The sequence below is a fragment of the Sphingomonas sp. GW821-FHT10F09 genome (genome assembly GCF_058809195.1).
In genome coordinates this window covers 40,800-67,054 of record NZ_JBXASI010000001.1, presented here as the reverse complement: position 1 = coordinate 67,054, position 26,255 = coordinate 40,800, and the positions used below count along the sequence as shown (strand labels likewise).

General features: G+C 68.6%; 16 protein-coding genes. 8 read left to right on the top strand and 8 right to left on the bottom strand.

Going from position 1 to position 26,255, the window contains the following annotated elements:
• The first annotated feature begins 24 nt into the window (after positions 1–24).
• Together AC1RTO_RS00270 and AC1RTO_RS00265 are read left to right on the top strand one after the other, a co-directional pair.
• Positions 25–336 (top strand): DUF485 domain-containing protein, encoded by a 312-nt coding sequence (locus tag AC1RTO_RS00270; protein WP_493158982.1) that lies wholly within the window; start codon positions 25–27, stop codon positions 334–336.
• Positions 333–2,042, top strand: coding sequence for a cation acetate symporter (locus tag AC1RTO_RS00265; RefSeq protein ID WP_493158981.1), 1,710 nt, complete (start codon positions 333–335; stop codon positions 2,040–2,042). The genes AC1RTO_RS00270 and AC1RTO_RS00265 overlap by 4 nt, the downstream gene beginning before the upstream one ends.
• A 14-nt stretch (positions 2,043–2,056) precedes the next feature.
• Here the strand turns inward: AC1RTO_RS00265 and AC1RTO_RS00260 are convergent, their stop codons facing one another.
• From AC1RTO_RS00260 to AC1RTO_RS00245, 4 genes are all read right to left on the bottom strand, one after another.
• On the bottom strand, positions 2,057–4,444 hold the full coding sequence (locus tag AC1RTO_RS00260; RefSeq protein ID WP_493158980.1) for a membrane-bound PQQ-dependent dehydrogenase, glucose/quinate/shikimate family: 2,388 nt from the start codon (positions 4,442–4,444) through the stop codon (positions 2,057–2,059).
• 110 nt (positions 4,445–4,554) lie between these two features.
• Positions 4,555–6,450 carry a M61 family metallopeptidase gene (locus AC1RTO_RS00255; RefSeq protein ID WP_493158979.1) on the bottom strand — a complete coding sequence of 632 codons (1,896 nt, stop codon included), beginning with the start codon at positions 6,448–6,450 and terminating at the stop codon, positions 4,555–4,557.
• Positions 6,451–6,523: 73 nt separating this feature from the next.
• On the bottom strand, positions 6,524–9,859 hold the full coding sequence (locus AC1RTO_RS00250; RefSeq protein ID WP_493158978.1) for a class I SAM-dependent DNA methyltransferase: 3,336 nt from the start codon (positions 9,857–9,859) through the stop codon (positions 6,524–6,526).
• A gap of 99 nt (positions 9,860–9,958) precedes the next feature.
• Positions 9,959–10,342, bottom strand: a complete 384-nt coding sequence (locus AC1RTO_RS00245; RefSeq protein WP_493158977.1) for a hypothetical protein — start codon at positions 10,340–10,342, stop codon at positions 9,959–9,961.
• Positions 10,343–10,464: 122 nt separating this feature from the next.
• Between AC1RTO_RS00245 and uvrA the strand changes: the two genes are divergently transcribed.
• Positions 10,465–13,371 carry an excinuclease ABC subunit UvrA gene (gene uvrA, locus AC1RTO_RS00240; RefSeq protein ID WP_493158976.1) on the top strand — a complete coding sequence of 969 codons (2,907 nt, stop codon included), beginning with the start codon at positions 10,465–10,467 and terminating at the stop codon, positions 13,369–13,371.
• 11 nt (positions 13,372–13,382) lie between these two features.
• Here the strand turns inward: uvrA and AC1RTO_RS00235 are convergent, their stop codons facing one another.
• Complete coding sequence (locus AC1RTO_RS00235) at positions 13,383–14,048, bottom strand: Crp/Fnr family transcriptional regulator (RefSeq protein WP_493158975.1); 666 nt, start codon at positions 14,046–14,048, stop codon at positions 13,383–13,385.
• 104 nt (positions 14,049–14,152) lie between these two features.
• Here AC1RTO_RS00235 and AC1RTO_RS00230 point away from each other — a divergent pair, with 104 nt between their 5' ends.
• Positions 14,153–14,929 (top strand): class II aldolase/adducin family protein, encoded by a 777-nt coding sequence (locus tag AC1RTO_RS00230; RefSeq protein WP_493158974.1) that lies wholly within the window; start codon positions 14,153–14,155, stop codon positions 14,927–14,929.
• Positions 14,930–15,115: 186 nt separating this feature from the next.
• On the top strand, positions 15,116–16,279 hold the full coding sequence (locus AC1RTO_RS00225; RefSeq protein WP_493158973.1) for an alpha-hydroxy-acid oxidizing protein: 1,164 nt from the start codon (positions 15,116–15,118) through the stop codon (positions 16,277–16,279).
• Between the two features lie 10 nt (positions 16,280–16,289).
• Here the strand turns inward: AC1RTO_RS00225 and AC1RTO_RS00220 are convergent, their stop codons facing one another.
• Positions 16,290–16,775, bottom strand: a complete 486-nt coding sequence (locus AC1RTO_RS00220; RefSeq protein ID WP_493158972.1) for a hypothetical protein — start codon at positions 16,773–16,775, stop codon at positions 16,290–16,292.
• A 256-nt stretch (positions 16,776–17,031) separates the two neighbouring features.
• Here AC1RTO_RS00220 and AC1RTO_RS00215 point away from each other — a divergent pair, with 256 nt between their 5' ends.
• Together AC1RTO_RS00215 and AC1RTO_RS00210 are read left to right on the top strand one after the other, a co-directional pair.
• Positions 17,032–20,022, top strand: coding sequence for a TonB-dependent receptor domain-containing protein (locus AC1RTO_RS00215; protein WP_493158971.1), 2,991 nt, complete (start codon positions 17,032–17,034; stop codon positions 20,020–20,022).
• 91 nt (positions 20,023–20,113) lie between these two features.
• A complete protein-coding gene (locus tag AC1RTO_RS00210) occupies positions 20,114–21,367 on the top strand; it encodes an aspartyl/asparaginyl beta-hydroxylase domain-containing protein (protein WP_493158970.1) in 1,254 nt (417 codons plus the stop codon).
• Between the two features lie 44 nt (positions 21,368–21,411).
• On the opposite strand, the gene AC1RTO_RS00205 is transcribed toward AC1RTO_RS00210, so the two are convergent.
• A complete protein-coding gene (locus AC1RTO_RS00205) occupies positions 21,412–22,968 on the bottom strand; it encodes a hypothetical protein (RefSeq protein WP_493158969.1) in 1,557 nt (518 codons plus the stop codon).
• Positions 22,969–23,015: 47 nt separating this feature from the next.
• Positions 23,016–24,533, bottom strand: a complete 1,518-nt coding sequence (locus AC1RTO_RS00200) for a S1C family serine protease (RefSeq protein ID WP_493158968.1) — start codon at positions 24,531–24,533, stop codon at positions 23,016–23,018.
• A gap of 133 nt (positions 24,534–24,666) precedes the next feature.
• Between AC1RTO_RS00200 and AC1RTO_RS00195 the strand changes: the two genes are divergently transcribed.
• Complete coding sequence (locus AC1RTO_RS00195) at positions 24,667–26,196, top strand: TadA family conjugal transfer-associated ATPase (protein ID WP_493158967.1); 1,530 nt, start codon at positions 24,667–24,669, stop codon at positions 26,194–26,196.
• Positions 26,197–26,255: the final 59 nt, after the last annotated feature.

Genomic DNA, 26,255 nt, shown 5'->3' with positions numbered 1-26,255 from the left:
GCAGGGTCGCACCGGGGAGGGTGAATGACCGACGCGCAGCTCACGCGGATCGCCGACGATCCGAGATACCGCCAGCTCATCCGCGCGCGCGGCCGGTTCGGCTGGCTGCTGTCGGGCATCATGCTCGCCGCCTATTTCGGCTTCGTCCTGCTCGTCGCCTTCGACAAACCCTTCCTCGCGCAGCCGATCGCGGCGGGCGGCGTCACGTCGCTCGGCATCCTCATCGGCTTCGCGCTGATCCTGCTCGCGATCCTGCTCACCGGCCTCTACGTCGCGCGCGCCAACCGCGATTACGACGCCGCGCTCGCCGCCCTCGTCGCGGATCACACGCCATGAGGCGCCGGCTCCTCGCCCTGACGCTCGCTTTGCCGTTCGCGCTGCTCGCCACCCCCGCCTGCGCCGATGCGGTGGCAGGCCAGATGCAGCAGCAGCCGACCAACTGGACCGCGATCGCGATGTTCGCGGCCTTCGCATTGCTGACGCTCGGCATCACCCGCTGGGCGGCGCGGCGCACCCGCACCGTGTCGGACTTCTACACCGCGGGTGGCGGCATCACCGGTTTCCAGAACGGCCTCGCCATCGCCGGCGACTATATGTCCGCCGCCAGCTTCCTCGGCATCTCCGCGCAGATCTTCAACGACGGCTATGACGGGCTGATCTATTCGATCGGCTTCCTCGTCGGCTGGCCGATCATCCTCTTCCTGATGGCCGAGCGGCTGCGCAACCTCGGCAAGTTCACCTTCGCCGACGTCGCCTCGTTCCGCTTCGCGCAGACGCCGGTGCGCAGCTTCGCCGCGACCAGCACGCTCGTCGTCGTCCTCTTCTACCTGATCGCGCAGATGGTCGGCGCAGGGCAGCTCATCAAACTGCTGTTCGGCCTGCGCTACGAATATGCCGTCGGCATCGTCGGCGTGCTGATGACGCTCTACGTCCTGTTCGGCGGGATGACCGCTACGACCTGGGTCCAGATCATCAAGGCGGTGCTGCTGCTCGGCAGCGCCACCTTCATGGCACTGATGGTGCTCGCGCAATTCGGCTTCTCGCCCGAGGCGCTGTTCGCTCGCGCGGTGCAGGTGAAGACCGGCCTCGCCGCCGCCACCGGCCTGTCGCCGTCCGACGCTGCGGTCCGCGGCGCGTCGATCATGGGGCCGGGCAATTTCATCAAGGATCCCGTCTCGGCGATCTCCTTCGGCATGGCGCTGATGTTCGGCACCGCCGGCCTGCCGCACATCCTGATGCGCTTCTTCACCGTGCCCGATGCGAAGGCGGCGCGCACCTCGGTCCTCTGGGCGACCGGGTGGATCGGCTATTTCTACCTGCTCACCTTCATCATCGGCTTCGGCGCGATCGTGCTGGTCGCGACCGATCCCGGCTATGCCGACGGCGCCGGCGGCCTGATCGGCGGCGGCAACATGGCGGCGATCCATCTCGCCCATGCGGTCGGCGGCAACCTGTTCCTCGGCTTCATCTCCGCGGTCGCCTTCGCCACCATCCTCGCCGTCGTTGCCGGGCTGACGCTGTCGGGCGCCTCGGCGGTCAGCCACGATCTCTACGCCACCGTCTTCCGCAGGGGGCAGGCGGACAGCGCCGCCGAACTGCGCGTGTCGCGGCGCACCGTACTGGTGCTCGCCGCGGCGGCGATCCTGCTCGGCATCGTGTTTGAGAAACAGAATGTCGCCTTCATGGTCAGCCTCGCCTTCGCGATCGCCGCGTCGGGGAATTTCCCGGTGCTGATCCTGTCGCTGCTGTGGAAGGGGTGCACGACGCGCGGGGTGGTGGCCGGCGGAACGCTGGGCCTCGTGCTGGCGGTCGTCCTTACCATCCTGTCGCCGGCGGTGTGGGTGACGATCCTCGGCCACCCGGCCGCGATTTTCCCCTATTCGTCGCCGGCGATCGTCTCGATGCCCCTGGCGTTCCTGACGATCTGGCTCGTCTCGATCCTCGACCGCTCACCGCGCGCCGCGGTCGACCACGCCGGTTACGCCGCGCAGCGCATCCGCGCCGAAACCGGCATCGGCGCGGAGGGCGCGTCGGCGCATTAGGTAACCCGGTCAGGTCACCTGGGCAGGGCATAGGCGATCACCGAATCGCCCAGCTTCGTTCCCAGCGAGCCATGCCCGCCGGCGACCACGACTACGAACTGCCGCCCGCTCGCGGCGGAGCGATAGGACATCGGCGTTGCCTGCCCCCCGGCGGGCAGGCGCGCGCGCCACAGCACCTTGCCGGTGCGCGTGTCATAGGCGCGCACGTAATTGTCGATCGCCGCCGCCATGAACGCGACCCCGCCCGCGGTCGTGATCGGCCCGCCCAGCGAGGGCACGCCCAGCTTGAACGGCATCGGCAGGATCGTCTCGTCCCGGATCGTGCCGTTCTTGTGCTCCCACACCTTTGTGCCGGTCGTCAGGTCGATGCCGGCGACATAGCCCCAGGGCGGCGACTGGCACGGCAGCCCGGCGAACGACAGGAACGGGTTCATGTCGACCGCGAACGGCGCGCCGGTGTTGGGATTATACCCGGCCTCCTGCGATCCCTTGCGATCCGAACCGCCCGCCGGCCCGCGCTCGCCCGCCCCGCCCGCGTCGTTCGCCCGCGGCACCAGCCGGTCGACGAACGCGACATAGTTGGGATGGGCGAACAAGACCTGCCGCACCGGATCGATCGAGATGCCGCCCCAGTCCATCACCCCGAAATTGCCCGGGAACACCAATGATCCCTTCAGCGACGGCGGCGTGAACGCGCCCTTATAGTCGAGCGACCGGAAACGGATGCGGCACCACAATTGGTCGAGCATCGTCGCGCCCCACATGTCTGTCTCGCGCGCCGGCGCCGGCATCAGCGAGATCGCGCTGAACGGCTGCGTCGGCGACGTCCGGTCGCCCGGCGCGGCACCGGCCGGTACCGGCTTCTCGGGCGCCGGGAACACCGGCCACCCGGTCCGCCGGTCGAGCACGAACAGATTACCCGTCTTGGTCGACTGGACCAGCGCCGGCACGCGTCCGCGCCCCGGCAGGTTGAGGTCGACCAGCGCGGGCTGCGCCGGCACGTCCATGTCCCACAGATCGTGATGCACCGTCTGATACACCCAGCGCGGCCGCCCGGTCGCGATCTCCAGCGCCAGCACCGACGTCGCGAAGCGCTCGGTCGTCGCGGGCCGGTTGCCGCCCCATTGATCGACCGCGCCCATCCCCATCGGCAAATAGACCAGCCCCAGCGCCTCGTCGGCGGCGGGCGTGCTCCAGCTGTTCGGCGACGACGGCGTATAGCGCTTGCCCGCACCCAGCGGCGCGGTGTCGTCGGGGTTGCCCGGATCGAAATTCCACACCAGCCGACCGGTGGCGGCGTCATAGCCGCGGATCACCCCCGACGGCACGCGCGTCGAGATATTGTCGAACACCGCCCCGCCGGTGACGACCAGCCCCCGCGCGACCAGCGGCGCCGACGTCACCTGATACCAGCCCTGGTTATAATGCGGCTGCCCCGGCAACAGGCTGACCGTGCCGCCCTGCCCGAAGCTGCGGCACAGGGCACCGGTCCGCGGGTCGAGCGCGATCAGCCGGCTGTCGTTGGTCGCGAGAAAGATCCGCTGCGGGCAATCGCCGACATTCGCCCCCGCCTTCGCGCCATCCCAATAGGATACGCCGCGGCAGGTCAGATGCTGCATATTCTTCGCCGAGGTCGCAATCTTCGGGTCGAAGCGCCAGCGCTCCCTGCCCGTCTCCGCATCGACCGCGATCACCCAATTGTGCGGGGTGCACAGATACACCGTGTCGCCGACCTTGATCGGCGTCATCTCATAGGTCGTCTCGCCCGGATCGCCCGCGCGCTTGACGTCGCCGGTCTGCAATTGCCACGCGACCTTCAGCTGCCCGACATTGGCCGGCGTCAGCTGCGTCAGCGGCGAGAATTTGTCGCCCCGCCAGCTCCGCGCATAGGCCGACCAGTCGTCGTCCGGCACCCCGCCGGCGTTCGCCACCAACGCCTCGCGCGGCCCCGGCAGCGTCCCGTCCAGATTGTGGACGTCGCGCGTCAGAGACACCACGCCGAACACCGCCGCCAAGGCCAGCGCGCCCGCCAGCGGCCCCGCCGCCCGCCGCCACGTCGTCCCCGGCACCAGCCGCCGCACCGTCCACGGCAGCGCCAGCAGGGCGCCGAAGATGAAGATCAGGTCGCCGCGCGGCACCAGCGGCCACCAGTCCGCGCCGATCTCGAACCACGCCCAGACCACCGTCCCCAGCACCAGCGCCGCGAACACGTGCAGCGCCGCCACCCGCCGTCGCCACAACAGCGCCGCGGTCGCGAGCATCGCCAGCCCTGCCACCGCATAGAACAGGCTGCCGCCCAACGTCGCCAGCCACACGCCCCCGGCCAGATTGAGCAGACCGATTACGCCGATCACGACGGCGAGGATATGGGGCCATCGGGCGGGATGGCGGGCAGTCTTCATACGGCAGCTCCGGGTTCGTTCCCGACACTACTGCTGCGCCGCAGCAATGTTCCGTTACAATAGCCCGTGATGGTTGCTTTTTCCGTCCCCGCCCCTGCCCGCGGTCGGGATCAGCGCCCCAGCCAGGCGGTGCGGAACGCCATCTGCGCGGGCGTCACCGCCACGCCCGCCGCCTCGCCGCGGACCAGCTCGACCATCGGGTTCGCCGCCAGCTGCATCGTCGCCGCCCGCTCCACCCCCCGCTGGCGATAGCGGACCGCGATCCGGTCGCCGGGCCGGTGCGTGGCGAGCAGCGCCTTCACCGCCGCCGGATCGCTCGCCACCATGCCGTCGAGGCGCAGGATCGTGTCGCCCCGCTCCAGCCCCGCGGCGTAAGCGGGCGCCGTCGGCCACGGCGCCTCGCCGACGATCACGCCGCCGTCCTCGCCCGCCACCACGGTCAGCCCCGCCCAGCCATGCGTCGCGTCCACGGGCCGCAGCACCAGCCCCGCCTGCCGGAGCAGCGGCGCATAGTCCGGCAGGCCGCCCGCATGCACGCTGCCGTCGAAGAACGCCTTGGCAAATGCCGGGTCTCGCGTCACCTCGCCCAGCGCGCGTTCCAGATCGGCGGGCGTATAGGCGCGCTCGGGATCGCCCAGCGTCGTCCACAGGTGGCGCATATAGGCGTCCAGCGTCAGCCCGCGCTGGCGCAGTTGCAGGTCGAGCGCCAGCGCGATCATCGCGCCATAGGGATAATAGGACACGTAGATGTTGGGATTGACCTGATCGATCGCCTTGGCCGCATCGACGAACGGCGCGCGCAGGCTCATCTCCTCCGGCCCGCCGTACAGCCGCGCCGGCCGGGCGACGACCGCGGCCAGCGTCCCGCCCAGCTGCGCGAGGAAATCGTCGACGCTCATCTCGCCCGCGCGGCGGATCATCAGCGGCCCGTAATATTGCGTGAACCCTTCCGCGAACCACAGGCTCGGCGTCGGATTGGCACGGGTGAAGTCGAAGGGCTCCAGCTCCGCCGGACGCAACCGCTCGACGTTCCAGCTATGGACGAATTCGTGGCTCAGCGTGTTGATCTGCGCGAACTTCGCCTCGCGCAGCGACCGCTGGTCGGTGATGATCGTCGAGTTGCGATGCTCCATGCCGTCGCCGGCGATCTGCGGCAGGTAATCGGCGATGAAGGTATAGGTGCCGTAATCGTAGCGCGGCGCCTGTCCGAATAGCGCATAATGCTGCGCGATCACCCGCTTCACCCGGGCGGCATAGGCGTCGAGGTCGGCCTCGGTCCCGGCATGGTGCACCGCCAGCCGCACCAGCTGCGTCCGCCCCTTCGCATCGGTCATCGGCCATTCGCGCAAGGCGAAGTCGCTGAGCTCGGTCGGGCTGTCCATGAAATACTGGAAGTTCGGCGCCCAGAAGGTGTCCGGCCCCTTCGCCGCCGGCAATTGCGTCGCGACCTTCCATGTGGGATCGAACGGCCGGAACCGCACCCGGATCGGCTTTGCCTCATAGCCCGGCGCCCACAGGAAGGTCGCCGGCATGTTGAGATGCGCATGCGTCGCGTCGATCTGCGCATAGGTGCCGTCGCCCCAGTCGCCGTACAGCGTGTAGGTGACGACCACCGTGCCGTCGTGCCCGGCGACGCTCCAGCCATAGGGATCGCTGCGCGTCACCACGAGCGCACGCCCGGCGCCGTCCTTCGCCGAGACGCGATAGACGTTCTTGGCGAATTCATGGATCGCATAGCGCCCCGGCGAGGAGCGCGCCATCTGCACCCGCAGCGGCCCCGCCGGCACCGCCCGGAACGTCGCCGTCACCTGCGCCTCATGATGCACCGCATTGGGAAAGGACACGTCGTACGCCACCGCCGCCGCATCGCCCGGATCGAGCGCCTGCTGCGCCGCCACCGCCTGCGCGGCGGTCGGGACGACACCCGCCGCCGGCGTCCGCGCCTGCGCATGGCCCGCCATAAGCGCCAGTCCGCCCGCCAGCCACAATCCCGCCCTGTTCGCCACGCCGATCATCCTTCGTCCGTTCGGTATCCATCTGCACGCACGACGAAACGTCTGGCAAGCATTCCCGCCCGCCTCACGCCGCGCGGCGCAGCACGAATCCTCCCCCCGTATGCGCGACATGCCCCAGCCGCTCCAGCGCCTCCAGCGTCGCCAGCACCCGCCGCTCCACCTTGCGCCCCTGCGCGAAACGGCGTGCGATCGCCTCGGCGGTCGCCGGCACACCGCCCCGCAGCGCCGCGAGCACCGCCGCCGTCTGACCGATCGCCTCGCGCGGAAAGCTCGGCTTCTTCGCTGCAGCGGCGGGCAACAGCGCTTCGATCTGCTCGGGCCCGCGCTTCCCCGTCGGCAGCGCGGTCAGGCCCGCACGGGCGATCTGATAGTCCGGCCGCAGCCAGCGTACCCGCCCCGCCCGCTCCTCGGTCCGGCGCTGCGAATTCAGCGCGACCAGCCGTGCGACGATCGCCGCATCGGACAGCTCTGCCGCCCAGCCATAAGCATGCATCACCGCCGCATCGATCCGGTCATGCAGTTCGATCAGGATATCCACCCGCCCACGCCGCCGCCGGTCCTCGTCGGTCTTCTTCAGCGCCACGCCCGACCGGATCATGTCGCGGATATTGTACAGCCCGGTCAGCGTCAGGTCGTCATGCTCCGCCAGCACCGCCTTGCGCATCGCATCCAGCTCCTCGGCCAGCTCGCCGATCGCCACCGCCTGCGCCTCGTCCAGTTCGGGGAAGGGGAAGGGATCGAACGCGAGCGTGTTGTTGTAGCGAGGTCGGTCCTCCAGCGTCCCGCCGGACGCCAGTGCCCAGGCGACGTGCACCCGCGAATTGAGCACCGCCAGCAGCGCCGCATTGTCGCAGGCGATCGCCATGATCCCCTGATCGGGCATCACATCGCCATCGATGAACGCGAACAACCGGTATTTCGCGGTGACGATCGTGCCGATGTAGCGCGTAAGCCCCTCGATCCCGTCGCGCAGCTCGCTATGGGGCAGCGCCAGCTTCCACCATTCCTCGCGCCGCCGCCGTACCGGATTGTTCGCGCGGCTCGGCTTCGCCGTGGTCAACAGATGCTGGTATACCGCCGGGTACACCCGCCGCAGCGTCTGCTGGTCGAGGTCGTGCAGGTCCAGCACATGCACGGGCCGCACCCGCCCGCTTTTAAGGTCACTCGCGGTCATGAAACGTTTGCAATAGCCCGGCACCGTTCGGGCGGGAAACAAGGTCCGGCGCGAAGCCGACGCGACGACATAGCCCTCGCCGTGGAATTCGACGCCACGCACGCTCAGGAAGCTGTTGGCCGTCAACGGACGGGCGGCGCTGGCCGAGGCTCCGATGCTCAGGTCAGCGTTGATCCGTCCGGACTCGGCGCGTAATTCCACCACCGGCGCATCGGTACGCAACCCCCGCTCGCCCGCCACCGTCAGCAACGTCCCGTCGGACGTCCCCGCCTCCACCACCGTCATCGCGATCCGCACCGCCGCGGCATCGCGGCTCGCCTTCGTCCAGGGATGATCGGGCACCGCCATCACCAGACTGACCGGTTTCGCCGCCGCCATCCGCCGGGCCATCACCCGCCGGCTGAACTCCTGCGTGATCGAATTGGTCGTGACGAACCCGAACCGCTTCAGCCGCGTGCCGCGCTCGGTCAGCCGCTCCGCCGCCCGGTCCCACCAGTACATCACGAAATCGGCGGAGCGGTTGATCTTCGGATGCGCCGTCCACAGCGCCGTCGCATAGGCATCCCCCAACCGCCCGCGCAAATCCTTGCCGCCGATGAAGGGCGGGTTGCCGACGATATAATCCGCCTCCGGCCAGTCCGGCCGCCGCGGATGCTCCACCGGCCCGGCGAGCACCGCATCCTGCACGACGATATTCTCCAGCCGCTCCAGCACCGGATCGGCCACCGCGCCCCTGTTGCGCAATTGCCATTGCAGATAGCCCAGCCACAGCACCAGCTCCGCGATCGCCGCCGCGCGCGGATTGAGCTCCAGCCCCAGAAACTGCTGCGGGTGGACCGTCGCCGTTTCCAGCGCCAGCGCCTCCTGCCCGCCCAGATCGGCGAGCACCTCAAGCACGTCGCCCTCCAGCCGCTTCATCAGTTCTAGCGCGACGTACAGGAAATTGCCCGTCCCGCACGCCGGGTCGAGCACCCGCGTCGCCGCCAGCCGCTCGTGGAACTCGTGCACCGCGCGGATCGCGGCGCGCACGTCCTGCGTCCGCTCGCGCTCGACCGTGCCGAGCACCGTCTCCTCCCATTCGCGCTGCAACGGCGCGATGATCGTCGCGATCACCAGCCGCTCGACATAGGCGCGCGGCGTGTAATGCGCGCCCAGCCGCCGCCGCTCGACCCGGTCGAGCGCCTGTTCCAGCATCGTGCCGAAGATCGCCGGCTCCACGTCGCGCCAGTCGTGCCGCGCCGCCGCGCACAATTCGCCGATCTCCTCGCGCGCCAGCGGGATCGCGTGGCAGTCGGCGAACAGCCCGCCGTTGAACTGGCGCACGTCGCGGCGCAGCAGCGCTGAAAAGCCGCCGGTGTCCATCGTCCGCCACAGGTCCTCCAGCATCGGCGCGAACGCGTCGGGATGCTCCAGCGCGTCGGTCAGCACCTGGCTGAAGCTGCCGCGCTCCAGCAGGCCGGTATCCTCGGCGAACATCGTGAACAGGCAGCGCATCAGGAAATGCGCGACCGGCTCGGCGGCATGGCCGCGATCCTCCAGCCGCTTGCTGACGTTGGCGAGCCGCCCGGCGATATCCTTGGTGACCTTGGCGGCATGTTTCGACGGATCGAGCGACTGCGGCTCCAGCCAGATCGCGCGCAGCCGGTCGCGCACCGCCGGATCGCGCAGGTCGTCCAGATAGATGCGAAATCCGCTCCGGTCCGGGAACTGCCGGTAATTCTTTCCCTGCCCGGAAAAGTCGGCGAACACCTCGATCGCATGGCCCACGTCCACCACCAGGATGAACGGCGGCCAGCCATGGCTCTCGGGCAGCGCGCGGGCATATTGCTCCGCCTGTTCGCGCGCGTTGCGCATCAGCACGTCCCAGCCGCGATGCGCGCTGCGCCGCCCGCGCGGCACCTCGATCCCCGGCAGCGTCGCCTGCGCATCGCCCAGCGCCACCTCCTTGGCGCCGCCCCGCTCGCGGCTCTGCTTGGCCTCCAGCACGAAGCTGCCGCGGCGATACAGGTCGATCCGCCCGTGCCGCCCGCTCCCCTCCGCATCGGGAAAGGTCACCCCGCGCTCGAACACATAATCGTTGCGCGCATGCGTCGCGTCGGCCGGGTCGGGCGGCGGCAGCTCGAGCAGCGCACACAATTCGGTCAGGAACAGCGGAAAGTTCGCCCGCTCCGCCCCGCCCTCGTTACGTCGCCACCGCTCGACGAACCGCTCGATCGCCTCGTCCATCCGCCCCGCTCCCCACCCCGCAAGGGCGACAGGGTGGCGCGGATCGGCGACCGCAAGCTATTGAAGACACATCCGCTTACATCCGGAATGGAGGCAGGCTCAGCCCTTCTTCCCCCCGAACAATCGGCCGAGCATCGCTTCCGCCGCCTTGCCCACCGCCTCCGCGATCGCCTGCGGGTCGGGTTGCGTCTGCGTGCCCTGCGGCGGCGTGGGCAGCGTCGGCGCCTCCGGCGCGCGCGGCGGTTCGGGCGCCCGCGGTGCCTCCGGCGCAGCCGCCGCGTCGCGCTTCGCCCGGCCCTTCGCCACCGCGGCGGTCGCCGCCGCGGCCGCCATCGTCAGCCCTGCTGCCAGCATCTCGCGCCCCTGCGGGCTCTGCGCCTTTTCCAGCAGCGCGCCACCGATCTCGCGCACCTCCTTGGGCAACTTCACGCCCATCACCTCCTTGGGGAGCTTCGCCTTCTTCGTCTTGGTCTTCTTGCCCATGCCGCAGCCTCTTTCATGTGTGTCGGACAGGTAAGACACCGGTCGGGTGCTTTCAATGCGGCCCGCGCGTTCCTACGTGGCGGGACTAGCCCCCGGCAAAGAACAGAAGTAGAACCAGCCCCATGCTGACCAAGATTTCCGTACGCGGCGCGCGTGAACACAATCTCAAGGACGTCGACGTCGACATCCCCCGCGACACGCTGACGGTCATCACCGGGCTGTCCGGCTCGGGCAAATCCTCCCTCGCCTTCGACACCATCTATGCCGAGGGGCAGCGCCGCTACGTCGAATCGCTGTCGGCCTATGCCCGCCAGTTCCTCGAGCTGATGCAGAAGCCCGACGTCGATCATATCGAGGGGCTGTCGCCGGCGATCTCGATCGAACAGAAGACGACGTCGCGCAACCCGCGCTCGACCGTGGCGACGGTCACCGAGATCTACGATTACATGCGCCTGCTCTGGGCGCGTGTCGGCGTGCCCTACAGCCCCGCCACCGGCCTGCCGATCGCCGCGCAGACCGTCAGCCAGATGGTCGACCGCGTCCTCGCCCTGCCCGAGGGCACGCGCGCCTATCTGCTTGCCCCCGTCGTCCGCGGTCGCAAGGGCGAATATCGCAAGGAACTCGCCGAATGGCAGAAGGCGGGCTTCACCCGCGTCCGCATCGACGGCGAAATCCATGAGATCGACGAGGCCCCCGCGCTCGACAAGAAGTTCAAGCACGACATCGAGGTCGTCGTCGACCGGCTCGTCGTCCGCGGCGATATCGCGACACGCCTTGCCGAGAGTTTCGAGACCGCGCTCAAGCTCGCCGACGGCCTCGCCTATATCGACCCAGTCGACCCCGTCGAACCGCACACCCCCAAATCCGAAGTGCTCGGCGACAACGCGCCCACCGGCCGCATCGTCTTCTCCGAAAAGTTCGCCTGTCCGATCAGCGGCTTCACCATCGCCGAGATCGAACCGCGGCTGTTCTCGTTCAACGCGCCGCAGGGCGCCTGCCCGGCCTGCGACGGCCTCGGCGAGAAATTGCTGTTCGACGAGGACCTCGTCGTCCCCAACCACGCGCTGTCGATCAAGAAGGGCGCCGTCGTCCCCTGGGCCAAATCCAACCCGCCCAGCCCCTATTACATGCAGGTGCTCGGCTCCCTAGCGCGCGAATTCGATTTCAGCCTCGACACGCCCTGGGCCGACCTGCCCGAGAGCGTCCAGGCGCTCATCCTCAACGGCAGCAAGGGCAAGCCAGTCACCCTCACCTTCATCGACGGCAAGAAGAAATACGACGTCAAGAAGCCCTTCGAGGGCGTCGTCGGCAACCTCAACCGCCGCCTGCTCCAGACCGAGAGCGCGTGGATGCGCGAGGAGCTGTCCAAATACCAAAGCTCCCGCCCGTGCGAGGTCTGCCACGGCGCGAGGCTGAAGCCTGAGGCGCTGGCGGTGAAGATCGCGACGAAGGACATCGCCTACGCCACCCACCTCTCGGTGGTCGACGCGCTCGCCTTCTTCACCGACATGCCGAACCACCTCGGCGACCAGCAGCGCGCGATTGCCGAACGCATCCTCAAGGAGATCGTCGAGCGCCTCGGCTTCCTCAACAACGTCGGGCTCGACTATCTCAACCTCGACCGCACCAGCGGCACGCTGTCGGGCGGCGAGAGCCAGCGCATCCGCCTCGCCAGCCAGATCGGCAGCGGCCTGTCGGGCGTGCTCTACGTGCTCGACGAACCCTCGATCGGTCTGCACCAGCGCGATAACGACATGCTGCTCGCGACGCTCCGCCGCCTGCGCGACCTCGGCAACACCGTGCTCGTCGTCGAGCATGACGAGGATGCGATCCGCACCGCCGATTACGTCATCGACATGGGGCCGGGCGCCGGCGTCCACGGCGGCCAGATCGTCGCCCAGGGCACGCTCAAGCAGATCCTCAAGAGCAAGACCAGCATCACCGCCGACTATCTCAACGGCACGCGCGAGGTCCCCGTCCCCGCCACCCGCCGCAAGGGCAACGGCAAGCAATTGACCGTCCACAATGCGCGCGCCAACAACCTCACCGGCGTCACCGCGAGCATCCCGCTCGGCACCTTCACCTGCATCACCGGCGTGTCGGGATCGGGCAAGTCGAGCTTCACCATCGACACGCTTTATGCCGCCGCCGCCCGCGCGCTGAACGGCGCGCGCATCCTCGCCGGCAAGCACGACAAGGTCACCGGCCTCCAGCATCTCGACAAGGTCATCGACATCGACCAGTCGCCGATCGGCCGCACGCCCCGGTCGAACCCGGCGACCTACACCGGCAGCTTCACCCAGATCCGCGACTGGTTCGCCGGCCTGCCCGAGAGCCAGGCGCGCGGCTACAAGCCCGGCCGGTTCAGCTTCAACGTCAAGGGCGGCCGGTGCGAGGCGTGCCAGGGCGACGGCGTGCTCAAGATCGAGATGCACTTCCTCCCCGACGTCTACGTCACCTGCGACGTCTGCCACGGCGCCCGCTACAACCGCGAGACGCTGGAGGTGAAGTTCAAGGGCAAGAGCATCGCCGACGTGCTCGACATGACGGTCGAGGACGCCGCCGAATTCTTCAAGGCCGTGCCCCCGATCCGCGACAAGATGGAGATGCTGGTCGAGGTCGGCCTCGGCTACGTCAAGGTCGGCCAGCAGGCGACGACCCTGTCCGGCGGCGAGGCGCAGCGCGTCAAGCTCGCCAAGGAACTCGCCCGCCGCGCCACCGGCAACACGCTCTACATCCTCGACGAGCCGACCACCGGCCTGCATTTCGAGGACGTCCGCAAGCTGCTCGAAGTGCTCCACGCGCTGGTCGAACAGGGCAACACCGTCGTCGTGATCGAACACAATCTCGACGTCATCAAGACCGCCGACTGGATCGTCGACCTGGGCCCCGAAGGCGGCGTCAAGGGCGGCGAGATCGTCGCCACCGGCACGCCGGAAGAGGTGGTGAAGGAGCCACGCAGCTTTACGGGGAAGTATCTGACGCCGTTGCTGAAGGGGCGTGGCGGAGAGGCCGTGGCGGCGGAATAGGGGAAGCCCCCCTATCCCCCCGCCAACGCCCGCAATACCGCCCGGTCCACGACCGCGATCCGCGCATAGGCCAGTCGGATCGCGCCCTGCTCCGCGAGCGCCCGCAGGTGCCTGTTCGCCGTCTGCCGCGACACGCCGAGCATCACCGCCACCTCCTCCTGCCGGACGTGGAACGTACCGTCCGCGTCATCCAGCCGGCCGAGCAGCAACTTGGCCAGCCGCGCCGGCACCGGCAGCGACAGCGCCTCCGCGATGAAGTCGAGCGCGATCCGCTGGTGCTGGCAGACGAGCCGCCCGAGATCGTGGTACAGCGCCGGCAGCCGTTCCGCGGCGCGGTGAAATGCCGCCGTCGATACGTGCAGCACCCGCGCCGCGCCGAACGCCTCGGCATCGTGCGGCCGCGGTCCGCCGTCCAGCGTCGACACCTCGCCGAACCACGTCCCCGGCCGCAGGATGAGCGCAAGGAACTCCGCCCCCGCCGCCGGATAGCCTTTCAGCCGCACCTGCCCCTCGATCACCGCCCACAGCCCGTTCGGCGCATCGCCGATGCCATAGATCAGCCCGCCCGGCGGCACCGCCCGCACCCGCGCCTCGGCGAGCAAGGCGTCGCGCCGCGCCGGTATCAGGCTGGCGAACCAGCGATCGGTATCTAGAGGCGTGCGATCGATCGGGGTCACCCTCCGGAAACAAGGCGCATCGCCCGCCTTTGTCAACTTCGCGACATTCTCCGCCGGCCGGACGTGGCATGGTCGCGCCAACGATAGATATGAGAGGACAGACCATGGCGACCGCACTCCGGCCCACTGCATTGCGCGACACCGTCTCGCCCGAGGAATGGGCGCTGCGCGTCGACCTCGCCGCCGCCTACCGGCTTGTAGCGCATTATGGCTGGGACGACCTCATCTTCACCCATCTGTCGGCGCGCGTCCCCGGCCCCGAACATCATTTCCTCATCAACCCCTATTCGATGATGTTCGAGGAGATCACCGCCTCGTCGCTGGTCAAGATCGACGTCGACGGCAACACGGTGTCGAACACGACCGCACCGGTGAACCGCGCCGGCTTCGTCATCCATTCCGCGGTCCATGCCGCGCGCGAGGATGCGGTCGCGGTGCTCCACCTCCACACGCCGCACGGCCAGGCGGTGTCGGCGATGGCCGAAGGGCTGCTGCCGCACACCCAGACCGCGATGATCGCCGGCCATGACGTCGCCTATCACGACTTCGAAGGCATCGCGACCGAGCTCGACGAACGCGAACGCCTCGTCGCCGATCTCGGCACGCACAACCTGATGATCCTGCGCAACCACGGCACGCTCGCCGTCGGCGCCAGCGTGGCGGAGGCGTTCCTGCGCATGTATTTCCTCGAACGCGCCTGCGAGGCGCAGATTCTGATGCTCAGCGCCGGCCGCGCCAACCTCAACAACCCCAACCAGGGCGTCGCCGAAAAGGTCGAGCAGCAATCCAGCGGCCAGGGCATGGCGGCGCTGGCCCGTGGCCTCGCCTGGCCCGCCCTCCTCCGCAAACTCGACCGCATCGACCCCGGCTTCCGCAATTGAGGCTGGTTCACGCGAAGCCGCAAAGCCGCAACGATGTCTCGCCCGACGCCGGCTGCCGGGCCAGGCAACGACGCGGGCCGGGGCCGGAGCCAGGCCACGGGCGTAACCTCTTTGCGGCGTCGCGGCGTCGCGTGAACATGTCGTCCCGGCGCCCGCCCGCGCCCCAGCATGGATAGAGCAGACCCGATGCCCCATTACGGCGACTACCAGAATGCGATCTACGCCGCCGGCCTCGCCGGGGTCGTGCCGAAGGTGCCGGTCGATTTCGCCACGCTCGAACGGCGCGCCGCCGCCGCCCTGCCCGCCTCGACGCTGGACTATGTCCAGGGCGGTTGCGGCGACGAACACACCCAGCGCGCCAATGCCGACGCCTTCCGCCACTGGGGCATCGTCCCGCGCATGATGGTCGACTGCACGACGCGCGACCTGTCGGTCGAATTGTTCGGCACGGCCTTCGCCAGCCCGCTGTTCATGGCGCCGATCGGCGTCACCGGCCTTTGCACGCAGGATGGCCACGGCGACCTCGCCGCCGCCCGCGCCGCCGCGGAGACGGGGGTGCCGCTGATGGCCTCCACCCTCTCGAACGATCCGCTGGAGGCGGTCGCCGGGCAGATGGGCGACACCCCCGGCTTCTTCCAGCTCTACACGCCCAAGGACCCCGAGCTCACCGCCAGCCTCGTCTCCCGGGCGGAGGCGGCGGGTTATAAGGCGATCGTCGTGACGCTCGACACCTGGGTCACCGGCTGGCGTCCGCGCGATCTCAACACCGGCAATTTCCCGCAGCTGCGCGGCCACGTCCTGACCAATTACTTCAGCGACCCGGTGTTCCACGCCCGGCTCGCCGCGCCCCCCGAACAGGACCCTGCCGCCGCCGTCCGCGCGTGGATGGGCGTGTTCGGCAAGGTGCTGACCTGGGCCGACCTGCCCTGGCTCCGCTCGCTGACCCGCCTGCCGCTGATCCTCAAGGGCATCTGCCATCCCGACGACGCGCGACAGGCGATCGATGGCGGCGCCGACGCCCTCTATTGCTCCAACCACGGCGGCCGTCAGGCCAATGGCGGGATCGCCGCGATCGACCTGCTGCCCGGCGTCGTCGCCGCCGCGGGCGACACGCCGGTGCTGTTCGATTCGGGGATCCGCTGGGGCACCGACGTGGTGAAGGCGATCGCGCTCGGCGCGCGCATGGTCGGCATCGGCCGCCCCTACAGCTACGGCCTCGCGCTCGACGGCGCGGCGGGCGCCGCCCACGTCCTGCGCTGCCTCCTCGCCGAGGCCGACCTGTTCATGGCCGTCAACGGCTACCCGACCCTGTCCGCCCTCCGCACCGCCGGCGCGCAACGGATGGCGTGACGGGGCGGCGTCAGCGGACCCGGCGCACCTTGGCGGATCGGCGACCGGGTGCGGTGGCGATATAGCTGCCGAGCGAGCCCGCCTTGATCGTCACCACGTCCCCGCGGTGCGGCGCCATCATCACCTGCTCCGTCGTCTCCCACTGCCCGCCATCCTCCAGCGTGAAGCGGATCAGCCCGCCGGGCAGCGACGTCGACGTCTGCATCGTACCGACCAGCTGCTTCAGCTGCGCATCGTCCTTGCCGTCGCCGAACAGCTTGATCGACGGCAGCGAGAATCCGAACAGCGACTTCTTCGCCTTCTGCACCTCGCCACGATCCAGCACGACGATCGCCTTATCGTTGCGCGCCTCGACCACCGCCGCGGCGGTACGATCGAAACAGGCAAGTCGCGCGTCCGGCGCGGTGATCGCGCGACAGGCGGCCAGATCGTCGATCAGCCGTGGCGCGGTGGCGCTGGCGGCTTGCGCCGCCGCCAGCAGGATTATCGGCAACATGGGGTCAAACTCCTCCGACGATCGGTCGTCTGGGCCTCCGCATCGCGCGTCGTGCGGCGCTCCGCAAGCGGGATCGGATTGGCCTCGCGCCGATTGTGACAGATCGGCAACAACCGTTATTCAAAGTGTTGCGCCGCGACAAGCGGCCATTGCGGGCCAATATGTTCCGTGTCTAACCCTCCGCGCAGAACCGGGTGCATGCACATCCGGGCGAAATCGCCGGCGCCCGACGCCGGTCAAAGGGGTCTTTCATCGCATGACATCACGTATCCGTACGCACCTGCTCAACACGACGCTGTTCGTCGGCGCCGCCCTCGTCGCCACGCCGACGCTGGCGCAGACCGCGCCCGCCACGCAGGAGACGCAGCAGCAGTCGACGCCCAACGCCTCCGCACCGGCGGACGAGGGCCAGGACATCGTCGTCACGGGCACGCTCATCAGCAATCCCAACCTCGTCTCGTCGAGCCCGGTCAACGTGGTCTCCGAGAACGAGCTGACGCTGCGCAACGTCAACAACGTCGAACAGATCATCCGCGAACTGCCGGGCGCCGTCCCGGGCATCGGTTCGGCCGTCAACAATGGCACCGGTGGCTTCGCGACGATCAACCTGCGCAACCTCGGATCGCAGCGTAACCTCGTGCTGCTCGATGGCGACCGCCTCGTTCCGGCCGCGGCCGGCGGCACCGTCGACCTCAACAACATCCCGACCGCGCTGGTGCAGCGCGTCGACGTGCTGACCGGCGGTGCTTCGACCACCTACGGCGCAGACGCCGTGTCGGGTGTCGCGAACTTCATCACCAAGAAGAACTTCGCCGGTATGGAGGCGACCGCCAGCCAGCAGATCACCGAGCGCGGTGATTCGAACTACTTCCGTGCGGACCTGACCGTCGGCGCGAACTTCGACGACGGCCGCGGCAACGCGACGCTGAGCCTCGGCTACCAGGAAGCCGACCCGCTGTATCAGGGTGCACGCGACGTGTCCGTGTTCAGCATCGGCGGGGCCAACGGCGTTGCGGCAGGTGCCTCGCCCACGTCGACGCCAACCCGCATCGCGATCGCCGGCAACGACCTTCAGGTCAATCCGGCCGGGACCGCGCTGGTCCCGTTCTACAACGGCTTCAACTTCAGCCCGTACAATATCTTCCAGACGCCGTTCAAGCGCTACAACATCTACGCGCAGGCCAATTACGAGGTGAATGACAACCTCGAAGTCTATACGCGTGGCCTGTTCTCGAAGAACACCATCCGTTCGATCATCGCACCGTCGGGCATCTTCGGCGAAGCGCTGACCATCCCGGGCAGCAACCCCTATCTGCCGGCCGGCATTCGCGACCAGCTGTGCACGCTCAACGGCATCGCACTCGGCGCCGCGTGCAACACCAACGCCGCGATCGCGCTGCCGGAAGTGTACCGTCGTTCGGTCGAACTCGGGCCGCGCGTGTCGACGTACACCACGACCATCTTCGACTATAAGGCCGGCCTGCGCCTGCGCTTCTCCGATCACGTCAAGCTCGACGTCTCGGCGGCCTACGGCGAAAGCAACCTCGACCAGTCGCAGACCGGCTACGTGCTGCGCAGCCGCGTGCAGCAGGCGCTGAACGCGACCAACACGACGACCTGCAACGTCACGACGAATGGCTGCGTGCCGCTCAACCTGTTCGGTCCCGCTGGCTCGATCACGGCCGATCAGGCAGCGTTCCTCAGCGGCGAGAGCAGCATCGCGATCAACACGGCGCTGTCGCAGGTCCGTGGCGTGCTGAACGGCGACTTCGGCACGACGTCGCCGTTCGCCAACGAGCCGATCGCGTTCGCGGCGGGTGGCGAGTACCGCAAGTACAGCTACAACCGTATCCCCGATGCCTATGCGCTGGTCCCGGGTGAACTCGGCGGTGCAGGCGGTGCCGTAACGCCGTTCGCTGGCGGCTACGACGTCCGCGAGGCGTTCGGCGAAATCATCGCGCCGCTCGTCGCCGACCGGCCGTTCTTCCACTCGCTGACCCTCGAAGCCGGCGTCCGCTATTCGGACTATAAGGTAGAGGCGGCGAACAGCCCGACGTTCAATGCCACCACCTACAAGTTCGGCGGCAGCTTCGAACCGGTTCAGGAAATCAAGTTCCGCGGCAACTACCAGCGCGCGGTGCGTGCGCCCAACATCTCGGAACTGTTCACGCCGGTGTCGACCGCCCTCGACAGCCTGCCGCCGGGCCTCGATCCCTGCGTCGGCCTGAACGTGCGCAACGTGCCGAACCTGCGGGCGGCATGCTTGGCACAGGGCGCCCCCCTGTCCGCGATCAACAGCACGACCGGCATTCTCGAGCCGGCGTCGGGTCAGCCGAACGTCACCGGTGGCGGCAATCCGAACATCCGTCCGGAAAAGGCCGACACCTACACCTTCGGCGTCGTGATCCAGCCGCGCGGCATCGTGCCGGGCCTCAGCATCGCAGTCGACTACTTCAACATCAAGGTGCGCGACGCCATCACCAGCGCCACGCCGGGTGACATCCTCGCACAGTGCTTCGGCACCAACCCGGCAGCGATCACAGCGACGCAGGCAGCCTCGGCCGCTTGCACCAGCATCCGTCGCAGCACCGCGACGGGCCGCCTCAGCGGGTCCAGCGCTACCGTCGCCGGCCTGCCGCAGCCGCTCACCAACCGTGGTCGCCTGCGTACGGACGGCATCGATCTCAATGCCAACTATACCCGCAACTTCGGCGATGTGGGGCTGAACCTCAGCTTCCAGGGCACCTGGACCGCGCACCGCTACTTCCGTGCGTCGGAAACCGCCTACGACCGCGACTGCGTCGGCTATTACAGCAGCAGCTGCGAATCGATCCAGCCGGAGTTCCAGTGGAACCAGCGCACCAGCCTGAGCTTCGGCCCCGGCACGCTGTCGCTGCTGTGGCGCCACATCGGCAAGGTCCAGTATGAGGCGCTGGCGCCTGATGCTGCCGCCCGCCTGATTTCGACGCCGCTGTTCAACGGCACGGTCACCGGGCCGACCCCGCTGGCTGGCGGCACCTACAACTTCAACCGGATCGGTGCGTACGACTATTTCGACCTGAACGTGCAGGTCGAGGTGAACGAGAATCTGACGTTCACCGCCGGCGTGCGCAACCTGCTCGACAAGCAGCCGCCGCTGGTGGGTGCCTCGATCGGATCGACCGCCTACAACAGCGGCAACACCTATCCGTCGACCTACGACGTGCTGGGTCGCCTGTTCACCGTGTCGGGCAAGCTGCGCTTCTAAGCGTCGCTACCGAAACGGATATCTCGAAGGGGCGGCTCTCGCGAGCTGCCCCTTTTTTTGCGCGATCATCGCCTATAGGCTACTCATCACCATGACCGATCTTCCGCCGACCGTTCAGCCGCTCGTGTCCCAGGCGATGGCTGCGCGGCAGCGTGGCGACGTGACGAACGAGCGCCGACTGCTGGACCAGGCGCTGGCCCTCGCGCCGGACCATCCCCAGTTGCTCAACGCCCGCGGGATGCGCGCGCTCGCTGACGGGGATCTGCCCCAAGCGCTCGCGTTCTTCGCCGCGGCGGCAGCGCGCGACCCTGGCCAGCCGGTCCTGTGGATCAATCAGGCGACCGTCCACCGCCTGTCCGGCGACGACGCGGCGGAGGGCATGGCCCTCGAACGGGCGCTGGCCATCGACAGGCTGAACTTCACCGCCCAGCTGCGGATGGCCGAACTGCACCAGCGCTGCGGTCGCGCCGCTGCGGCGGCGCAGGGCTGGTCCGGTGTCGTCCAGATGGCCGCCGCGATGCCGGACCGGTCGCCGGCGATCGACGACGCGCTGGCGCGTGGCCGCGCGTTTCTCGCCGATCATACCGACACGCTCGGCCATGCGATCGACGATGCGCTCGGCGGTGCGACCAACCGCCGCATGACGGCCTGTATCGACCACATGCTCGGCCGGCGTGCGATCTATACCAATCACTGCGACGGCGTGCACGTGCCGTTCCTGCCCGCCGACGAATTCTTCGACCGCGACCTGTTCCCCTGGTTCGCCGCGCTGGAGGCGCGCACCCCTGCGATCCGGGCGGAAGCGCTGGCGCTCGTGCAGCACGGCACCGCCTCGATCCGGCCCTATGTCCGTCAGGACGCCGGAACGCCCGACAACAAATGGTCGGGTCTCGACCACAATCTCGACTGGAGCGCCTGTTTTCTTTGGGAATATGGCATCCGCAACGACGAAGTCTGCGCACGCTGCCCGGAAACGGCGGCCGCGCTTGCCGCGGTTCCGCAGAACGACGTGCCCGGCAAGGCACCTACCGCGTTCTTCTCGATCCTCAGGCCGCATGCGCATATCCCCGCGCACACCGGGGTCACGAACAGCCGCGCCATCATCCACCTGCCGCTGGTCGTACCGGAGGGCTGCCGCTTCCGTGTCGGCGGCGAAACCCGCGCCTGGCGGGAGGGCGAGGCCTTCGCGTTCGACGATACGATCGAACACGAAGCGTGGAACGACAGCGATCGGCCCCGCATCGTCCTGATCTTCGACGTCTGGAATCCGCATCTGTCCGCGGACGAGCAAGCCGTGCTGAAAACGGTCTTCGAGGTTACGGGTCGGGGGGTGACGGCGGCATAGACACGCGGCGCGACCCGGGACCGGTCGCGCCTCGCCCCAAGCCGCTAGTCCTCGCTCTCCTCCCCGTCCTTCCCCTGCGCCGCCTCCAGCATATCGACCGCAGCCTTCCCAGCCTGCCTCGCATCCAGCATCGCGAGCAGCCGTGCCGCCGGATTGTCGGGGACGGCGTGCGCGGAATAGGCGAGCGGGCGCAGCGCGACGCGCGCCTCGTCCAGCTTGCCGTCGATCAGCGCCTGTCGGGCATAAGCGAAGCTCAGTCCCGGATCCTGCGGGACCAGTTCGTGCGCGCGCGCCAGCGCCGCCTTGGCATTGGCGGTCGCCGGCACGCCCGCCATGCCGAAACTCGAATAATAGAGCATCAGCGTATAGGCATCGTCCGCGTCGACCTTGTTGGCCTTGAGCAGCCAGCTGCGCGCCTCCTGCCAGACCGCCGGGTCCTTGACCTTGGCCTCGCGCGCCCGGCGCAGGTGCGCCTGCCCCTTGTAGACCAGCGCCTGCGACGATCTGGGGTCCGCCGCCAGCGCACGATCCGCCGCTGCCTCGGCAAGGTCGTAGCGACCGGCGTCGAGCGCCATTTCCGCCAGCCAGCCCTGGACGACCGGATCGTCGGGATAGCGTTCGCCGATCGGCAGCGCTTCGGTCAGGATCGGTTGCGCGGTCGTGCGATTGACGCCGCGATCCGACCGCATGCGCAGCTCGATCATCGCCTTCTCGCCGGGGCGCAGCGGCCGAAGCGCGACGACGGGCTTGGGCAGCCGTTCGTTCGCTATGCGATAGGCCGGCAGCTTCGCCGCGTTCATCCGCGCGTTCATCTCCTTGTCGAGCTGCTTGAGATCGCCGAACGCGGCGCGCGCCGCCTCGACGCTCGGCTTGCCGGCGTTCAGCGCGGTCAGATACTCTCCGAACTGCTGCCGCCGCGTCTGGTCGGTTTCGATATAATGCGTCAGCAGCCAGCCGCGCGCGTAGAGCGACGACACCTGCTCCTTGCTGAGGCTGCGCATATTGGCGGCGAACAATTGCTCCGCGGGCAGCGCTGCGCCGAGATGCAGCGTATAGGCGCGATGCTGTGCCGGGGCGCCGATCCAGAACACGTCCTTGTCGAACCGGACGGTCGACAGGAACTCGGCATAGCCTTCGGCGAACCAAGCCGGATAGGCGGCCTCGTAATTGCCGAGCAGCAGGTGATGGGCATATTCGTGAAACAGCACAATCCGCGGTTCGTCGCGGCTGCGTTCGTCGCCCGTCGATCCGCGCGCCGGGGTGAAGGCGACCGATCCGCTCGCTCGCCCCTGATAGAAGCCGCCGACGTTGCGGCTGCTGTCGCCGTACAGCCGCCGCACCGCAGTGCCGCTGGCGACGACATAGACCGTCAGCTTGTTCGATTCGTCTTCGGGTCGTTCCGGCAGCGTCTGGAAGTAGCGGAAGACGCTGTCGAACCGCTCGAGGTCTTCAGCCTGACGTTTCACCGTATCGGCATCGCCACTGGCATAGACGATGAAGTGCTTCGACGTCGCCTGCAACCATTCGGCCCGCGCCGGCGCCGCCGACGCAAGCATCGCCGCCGCCATGATAACGAACCCCGGTCGCATGTTCGCCCGCATCTCATCCTCCCCGACCCACCTATAGTTAGTCGGGGCGACGCCGGCTGTCAGCCCGCCTTGCGGCAGAAATAGACGAGTTTCTCGTTGGGCAATGGCGGCAGCGCCGCACGCACCGCCGCCTGGCTCTGCGCGAGGCGGTCGATCGCCGTCGGGTCGACGCTGCAGCTCCGCTCGCCGCCCTGCCCGCCCCCGCGCAGCTTGCGCACCTGCTCCATCGCCTGCGCGCCGAGCATGTACCGGGTACTGGTATAGCGCAGCGTCGCGGGATCGAACACCAGCACCGACACCGTCTGTTCGCCGTCCGGCACCAGCACGCGTTCCCACCGGTCGCCGGCCGGCAGATACTGGGTGCGGCCGTTGACGCAGCCGCTGCCGCCCCAGCCGAGCGCGACGTCGGTGGTCGCCGATACGGTGACGCGGCTGCTCTCCGGCTGGAACACGCAGGTGAGCGGGCCGATCGGGGCGTTGGGGACGACCTGTCGCGTCACCGCCCGCGCCGCCGGCAGATCGGGCTCGCCCGACGGACGCAGCACGAACACGACGATCGCGGCGATCATGCCGAGGCCGCCGGCGCCTGCCGCCCATATCGCATGACGCCGCCGCCCGCGCGATTCGAGCAACCCGGCCCCGCCGAGGCCGAGTGCGCCGAGCACCAGCAGCAGGCCGGCGATCGCCATCACATTCTCGCGCCGGGTCTGCGCGGCGTCGCGCGCCTGCGACAGGGCCTCTTCGCGCGCCATTGCGGTGCGGGTCGCCGCCTCGCGCGCGGTGGTCAGCGCATCGGCGCGGGCGCGGGCATCCGCCTCGCTGTCGTCGCGCAGCCGTTCCTCGATCGAGGTGCAGGGCGTACCGACAGTGGCATAGGGCTGCTTCGCCTCGCGCAGGAAGCCGGCGACCTCGGTGTCGGCGATCGCGAAGCCGAACGAACTGTCGCCCTCCTCGCCGCGGGTGATTGCCGAATTGATCCCGATCACCCGGCCGCAGCGGTCGAGCAGCGGCCCGCCCGAATTGCCGCGCGCGATATTGGCGGTGTGGAGCAGCACCTCGACCCCGGTCAGGCTGCGCCGGCCGGAGAACACGCCCTCCGACCGCACCGGCGAGGTCGGCCGGATGTAGTCGGCGGCGGACCGTGCGGTCGCGAGATCGACGTTGCCGGGATAGCCGAGCGCCACCACCGCCTCGCCCTCGGTCACCGGCCCCGTATAGAGCGCGGCGGGCGGCAGGCTGGCACCGGCGAATTCGATCATCGCGAGATCGCGTTGCGCGTCATAGGCGATGACGCGGCCCTGATAGCTCTTGTCGCCTTCCGACGGCACGATGCCGACGACGACATTGTCGGGATAGCGTTCGGCGAGTTCCATGACATGCGCGTTGGTGACGATGCGGTTGGGCGCGATCGCGACGCCGCTGCCATGACCGAAGCCGACCACCTGCCCGTCGACCACCGCGATGGTGACGACGCGGACGACGCCGCGGCCGGTCGCGCCGATGTCGTCCGCCGCGGCGGGAACGGCAAGCGCGACGGTCCAGCCGAACGCGAGGAGGGTGAGGAGAAGACGGCGCATGCGGGCGCCTTCGAACGGCAGTGCCGGGCCGCTGTCAAGCGCGGCCGCGTCGCGATCGGCCAGCGATCTGGTTTGGTTAGGAAAATGTCAAACTCTGCCTCCTACCCCTCTCCCCAGGTTCAAGGGGTATGGCATGAGCGCGTTCGGGCGTCGCAGCGGAATGGGTGGGGGGCAGCCGGCACGGCCGGCCTTCGGCGTGGCGCGGCCGATGCAGGGCAACGGCCTGACCCGGCCCGAGGAACCGGCGCCGGGCAGCCAGTTCCCGCCGATCGATTCGATACCGCTGCCGGGCGAGGACATGCTGCCCGGCACGATGCCGGCGGGCACGCTCGACGCGATGCAGCGCCTGACCGACCGCCAGAATGCCAGCGGCGACGCCGGCAGCAGCCGCGGCGAGGGGTTCGAGGCATCGATCCACAAGATCAAGGAGCAGGTGCTTCCCCGCCTGCTCGAACGCGTCGATCCGGAGGCCGCCGCAACGCTCGGCAAGGACGAACTCGCCGAGGAATTCCGGCCGATCATCGGCGAGGTGCTCGCCGAACTGAAGCTAACGCTCAACCGCCGCGAACAGTTCGCGCTGGAAAAGGTGCTGGTCGACGAACTGCTCGGATTGGGGCCGCTCGAGGAACTGCTCGCCGATCCGGCGGTGACCGACATCATGGTCAACGGTCCCGACCAGACCTATGTCGAGCGCAAGGGCAAGCTTGAGCTGGCGCAGATCCAGTTCCGCGACGAAGAACATCTGTTCCAGATCGCGCAGCGCATCGTCAATTCGGTCGGCCGCCGCGTCGACCAGACGACGCCGCTCGCCGACGCCCGCCTCAAGGACGGCTCCCGCGTCAACGTGATCGTGCCGCCGCTGAGCCTGAAGGGCACGGCGATCTCGATCCGCAAATTCTCCGCCAAGCCGATCACGCTCGACATGATGGCCGGCTTCGGCAGCATGAGCCCCAAGATGGCGACCGCGCTCAAGATCGCGGGCGCCAGCCGGTTCAACGTCGTCATCAGCGGCGGTACGGGTTCGGGCAAGACGACGATGCTCAACGCGCTGTCGAAGATGATCGACCCCGGCGAGCGCGTGCTGACGATCGAGGACGCGGCCGAACTGCGCCTGCAGCAGCCGCACTGGCTCCCCCTCGAAACCCGCCCCGCCAATCTGGAGGGCCAGGGCGAAGTCAGCATCCGCGACCTCGTCAAGAACGCGCTGCGTATGCGTCCCGATCGCATCATCCTCGGCGAAATCCGCGGCAGCGAGTGTTTCGACATGCTCGCCGCCATGAACACCGGCCACGACGGATCGATGTGCACGCTCCACGCCAACTCCCCGCGCGAGGCGCTCGCCCGCATGGAGAACATGGTGATGATGTCGGACATCAAGGTGCCCAAGGAAGCGATCAGCCGCCAGATCGCCGATTCGGTCGAACTCATCATCCAGGTCAAGCGCCTGCGCGACGGCAGTCGCCGCGTCACCAACGTCACCGAGGTGATCGGCATGGAAGGCCCGGTGATCGTCACGCAGGAACTGTTCAAGTTCGAATATCTCGACGAGAGCGCCGACGGCAAGATCATCGGCGAGTACCGCTCGATGGGCCTGCGCCCCTATACGCTCGACAAGGCCAAGCAATTCGGCTTCGACCAGGCGTATCTCGAGGCGTGTCTGTAATTGCCAGCTGAGGCGGTCCGGCAGGAATCGCTCGACCTGACGCCGGTCCGGACGGACGG

Coding starts and splice junctions, on each gene's coding strand:
- AC1RTO_RS00205 (WP_493158969.1), bottom strand. CDS start 22,968: ATGCGGGCGAACATGCGACCGGGGTTCGTTATCATGGCGGCGGCGATG.
- AC1RTO_RS00270 (WP_493158982.1), top strand. CDS start 25: ATGACCGACGCGCAGCTCACGCGGATCGCCGACGATCCGAGATACCGC.
- AC1RTO_RS00210 (WP_493158970.1), top strand. CDS start 20,114: ATGACCGATCTTCCGCCGACCGTTCAGCCGCTCGTGTCCCAGGCGATG.
- AC1RTO_RS00220 (WP_493158972.1), bottom strand. CDS start 16,775: ATGTTGCCGATAATCCTGCTGGCGGCGGCGCAAGCCGCCAGCGCCACC.
- AC1RTO_RS00195 (WP_493158967.1), top strand. CDS start 24,667: ATGAGCGCGTTCGGGCGTCGCAGCGGAATGGGTGGGGGGCAGCCGGCA.
- AC1RTO_RS00245 (WP_493158977.1), bottom strand. CDS start 10,342: ATGGGCAAGAAGACCAAGACGAAGAAGGCGAAGCTCCCCAAGGAGGTG.
- AC1RTO_RS00260 (WP_493158980.1), bottom strand. CDS start 4,444: ATGAAGACTGCCCGCCATCCCGCCCGATGGCCCCATATCCTCGCCGTC.
- AC1RTO_RS00230 (WP_493158974.1), top strand. CDS start 14,153: ATGGCGACCGCACTCCGGCCCACTGCATTGCGCGACACCGTCTCGCCC.
- AC1RTO_RS00225 (WP_493158973.1), top strand. CDS start 15,116: ATGCCCCATTACGGCGACTACCAGAATGCGATCTACGCCGCCGGCCTC.
- AC1RTO_RS00200 (WP_493158968.1), bottom strand. CDS start 24,533: ATGCGCCGTCTTCTCCTCACCCTCCTCGCGTTCGGCTGGACCGTCGCG.
- AC1RTO_RS00215 (WP_493158971.1), top strand. CDS start 17,032: ATGACATCACGTATCCGTACGCACCTGCTCAACACGACGCTGTTCGTC.
- AC1RTO_RS00250 (WP_493158978.1), bottom strand. CDS start 9,859: ATGGACGAGGCGATCGAGCGGTTCGTCGAGCGGTGGCGACGTAACGAG.
- uvrA (WP_493158976.1), top strand. CDS start 10,465: ATGCTGACCAAGATTTCCGTACGCGGCGCGCGTGAACACAATCTCAAG.
- AC1RTO_RS00265 (WP_493158981.1), top strand. CDS start 333: ATGAGGCGCCGGCTCCTCGCCCTGACGCTCGCTTTGCCGTTCGCGCTG.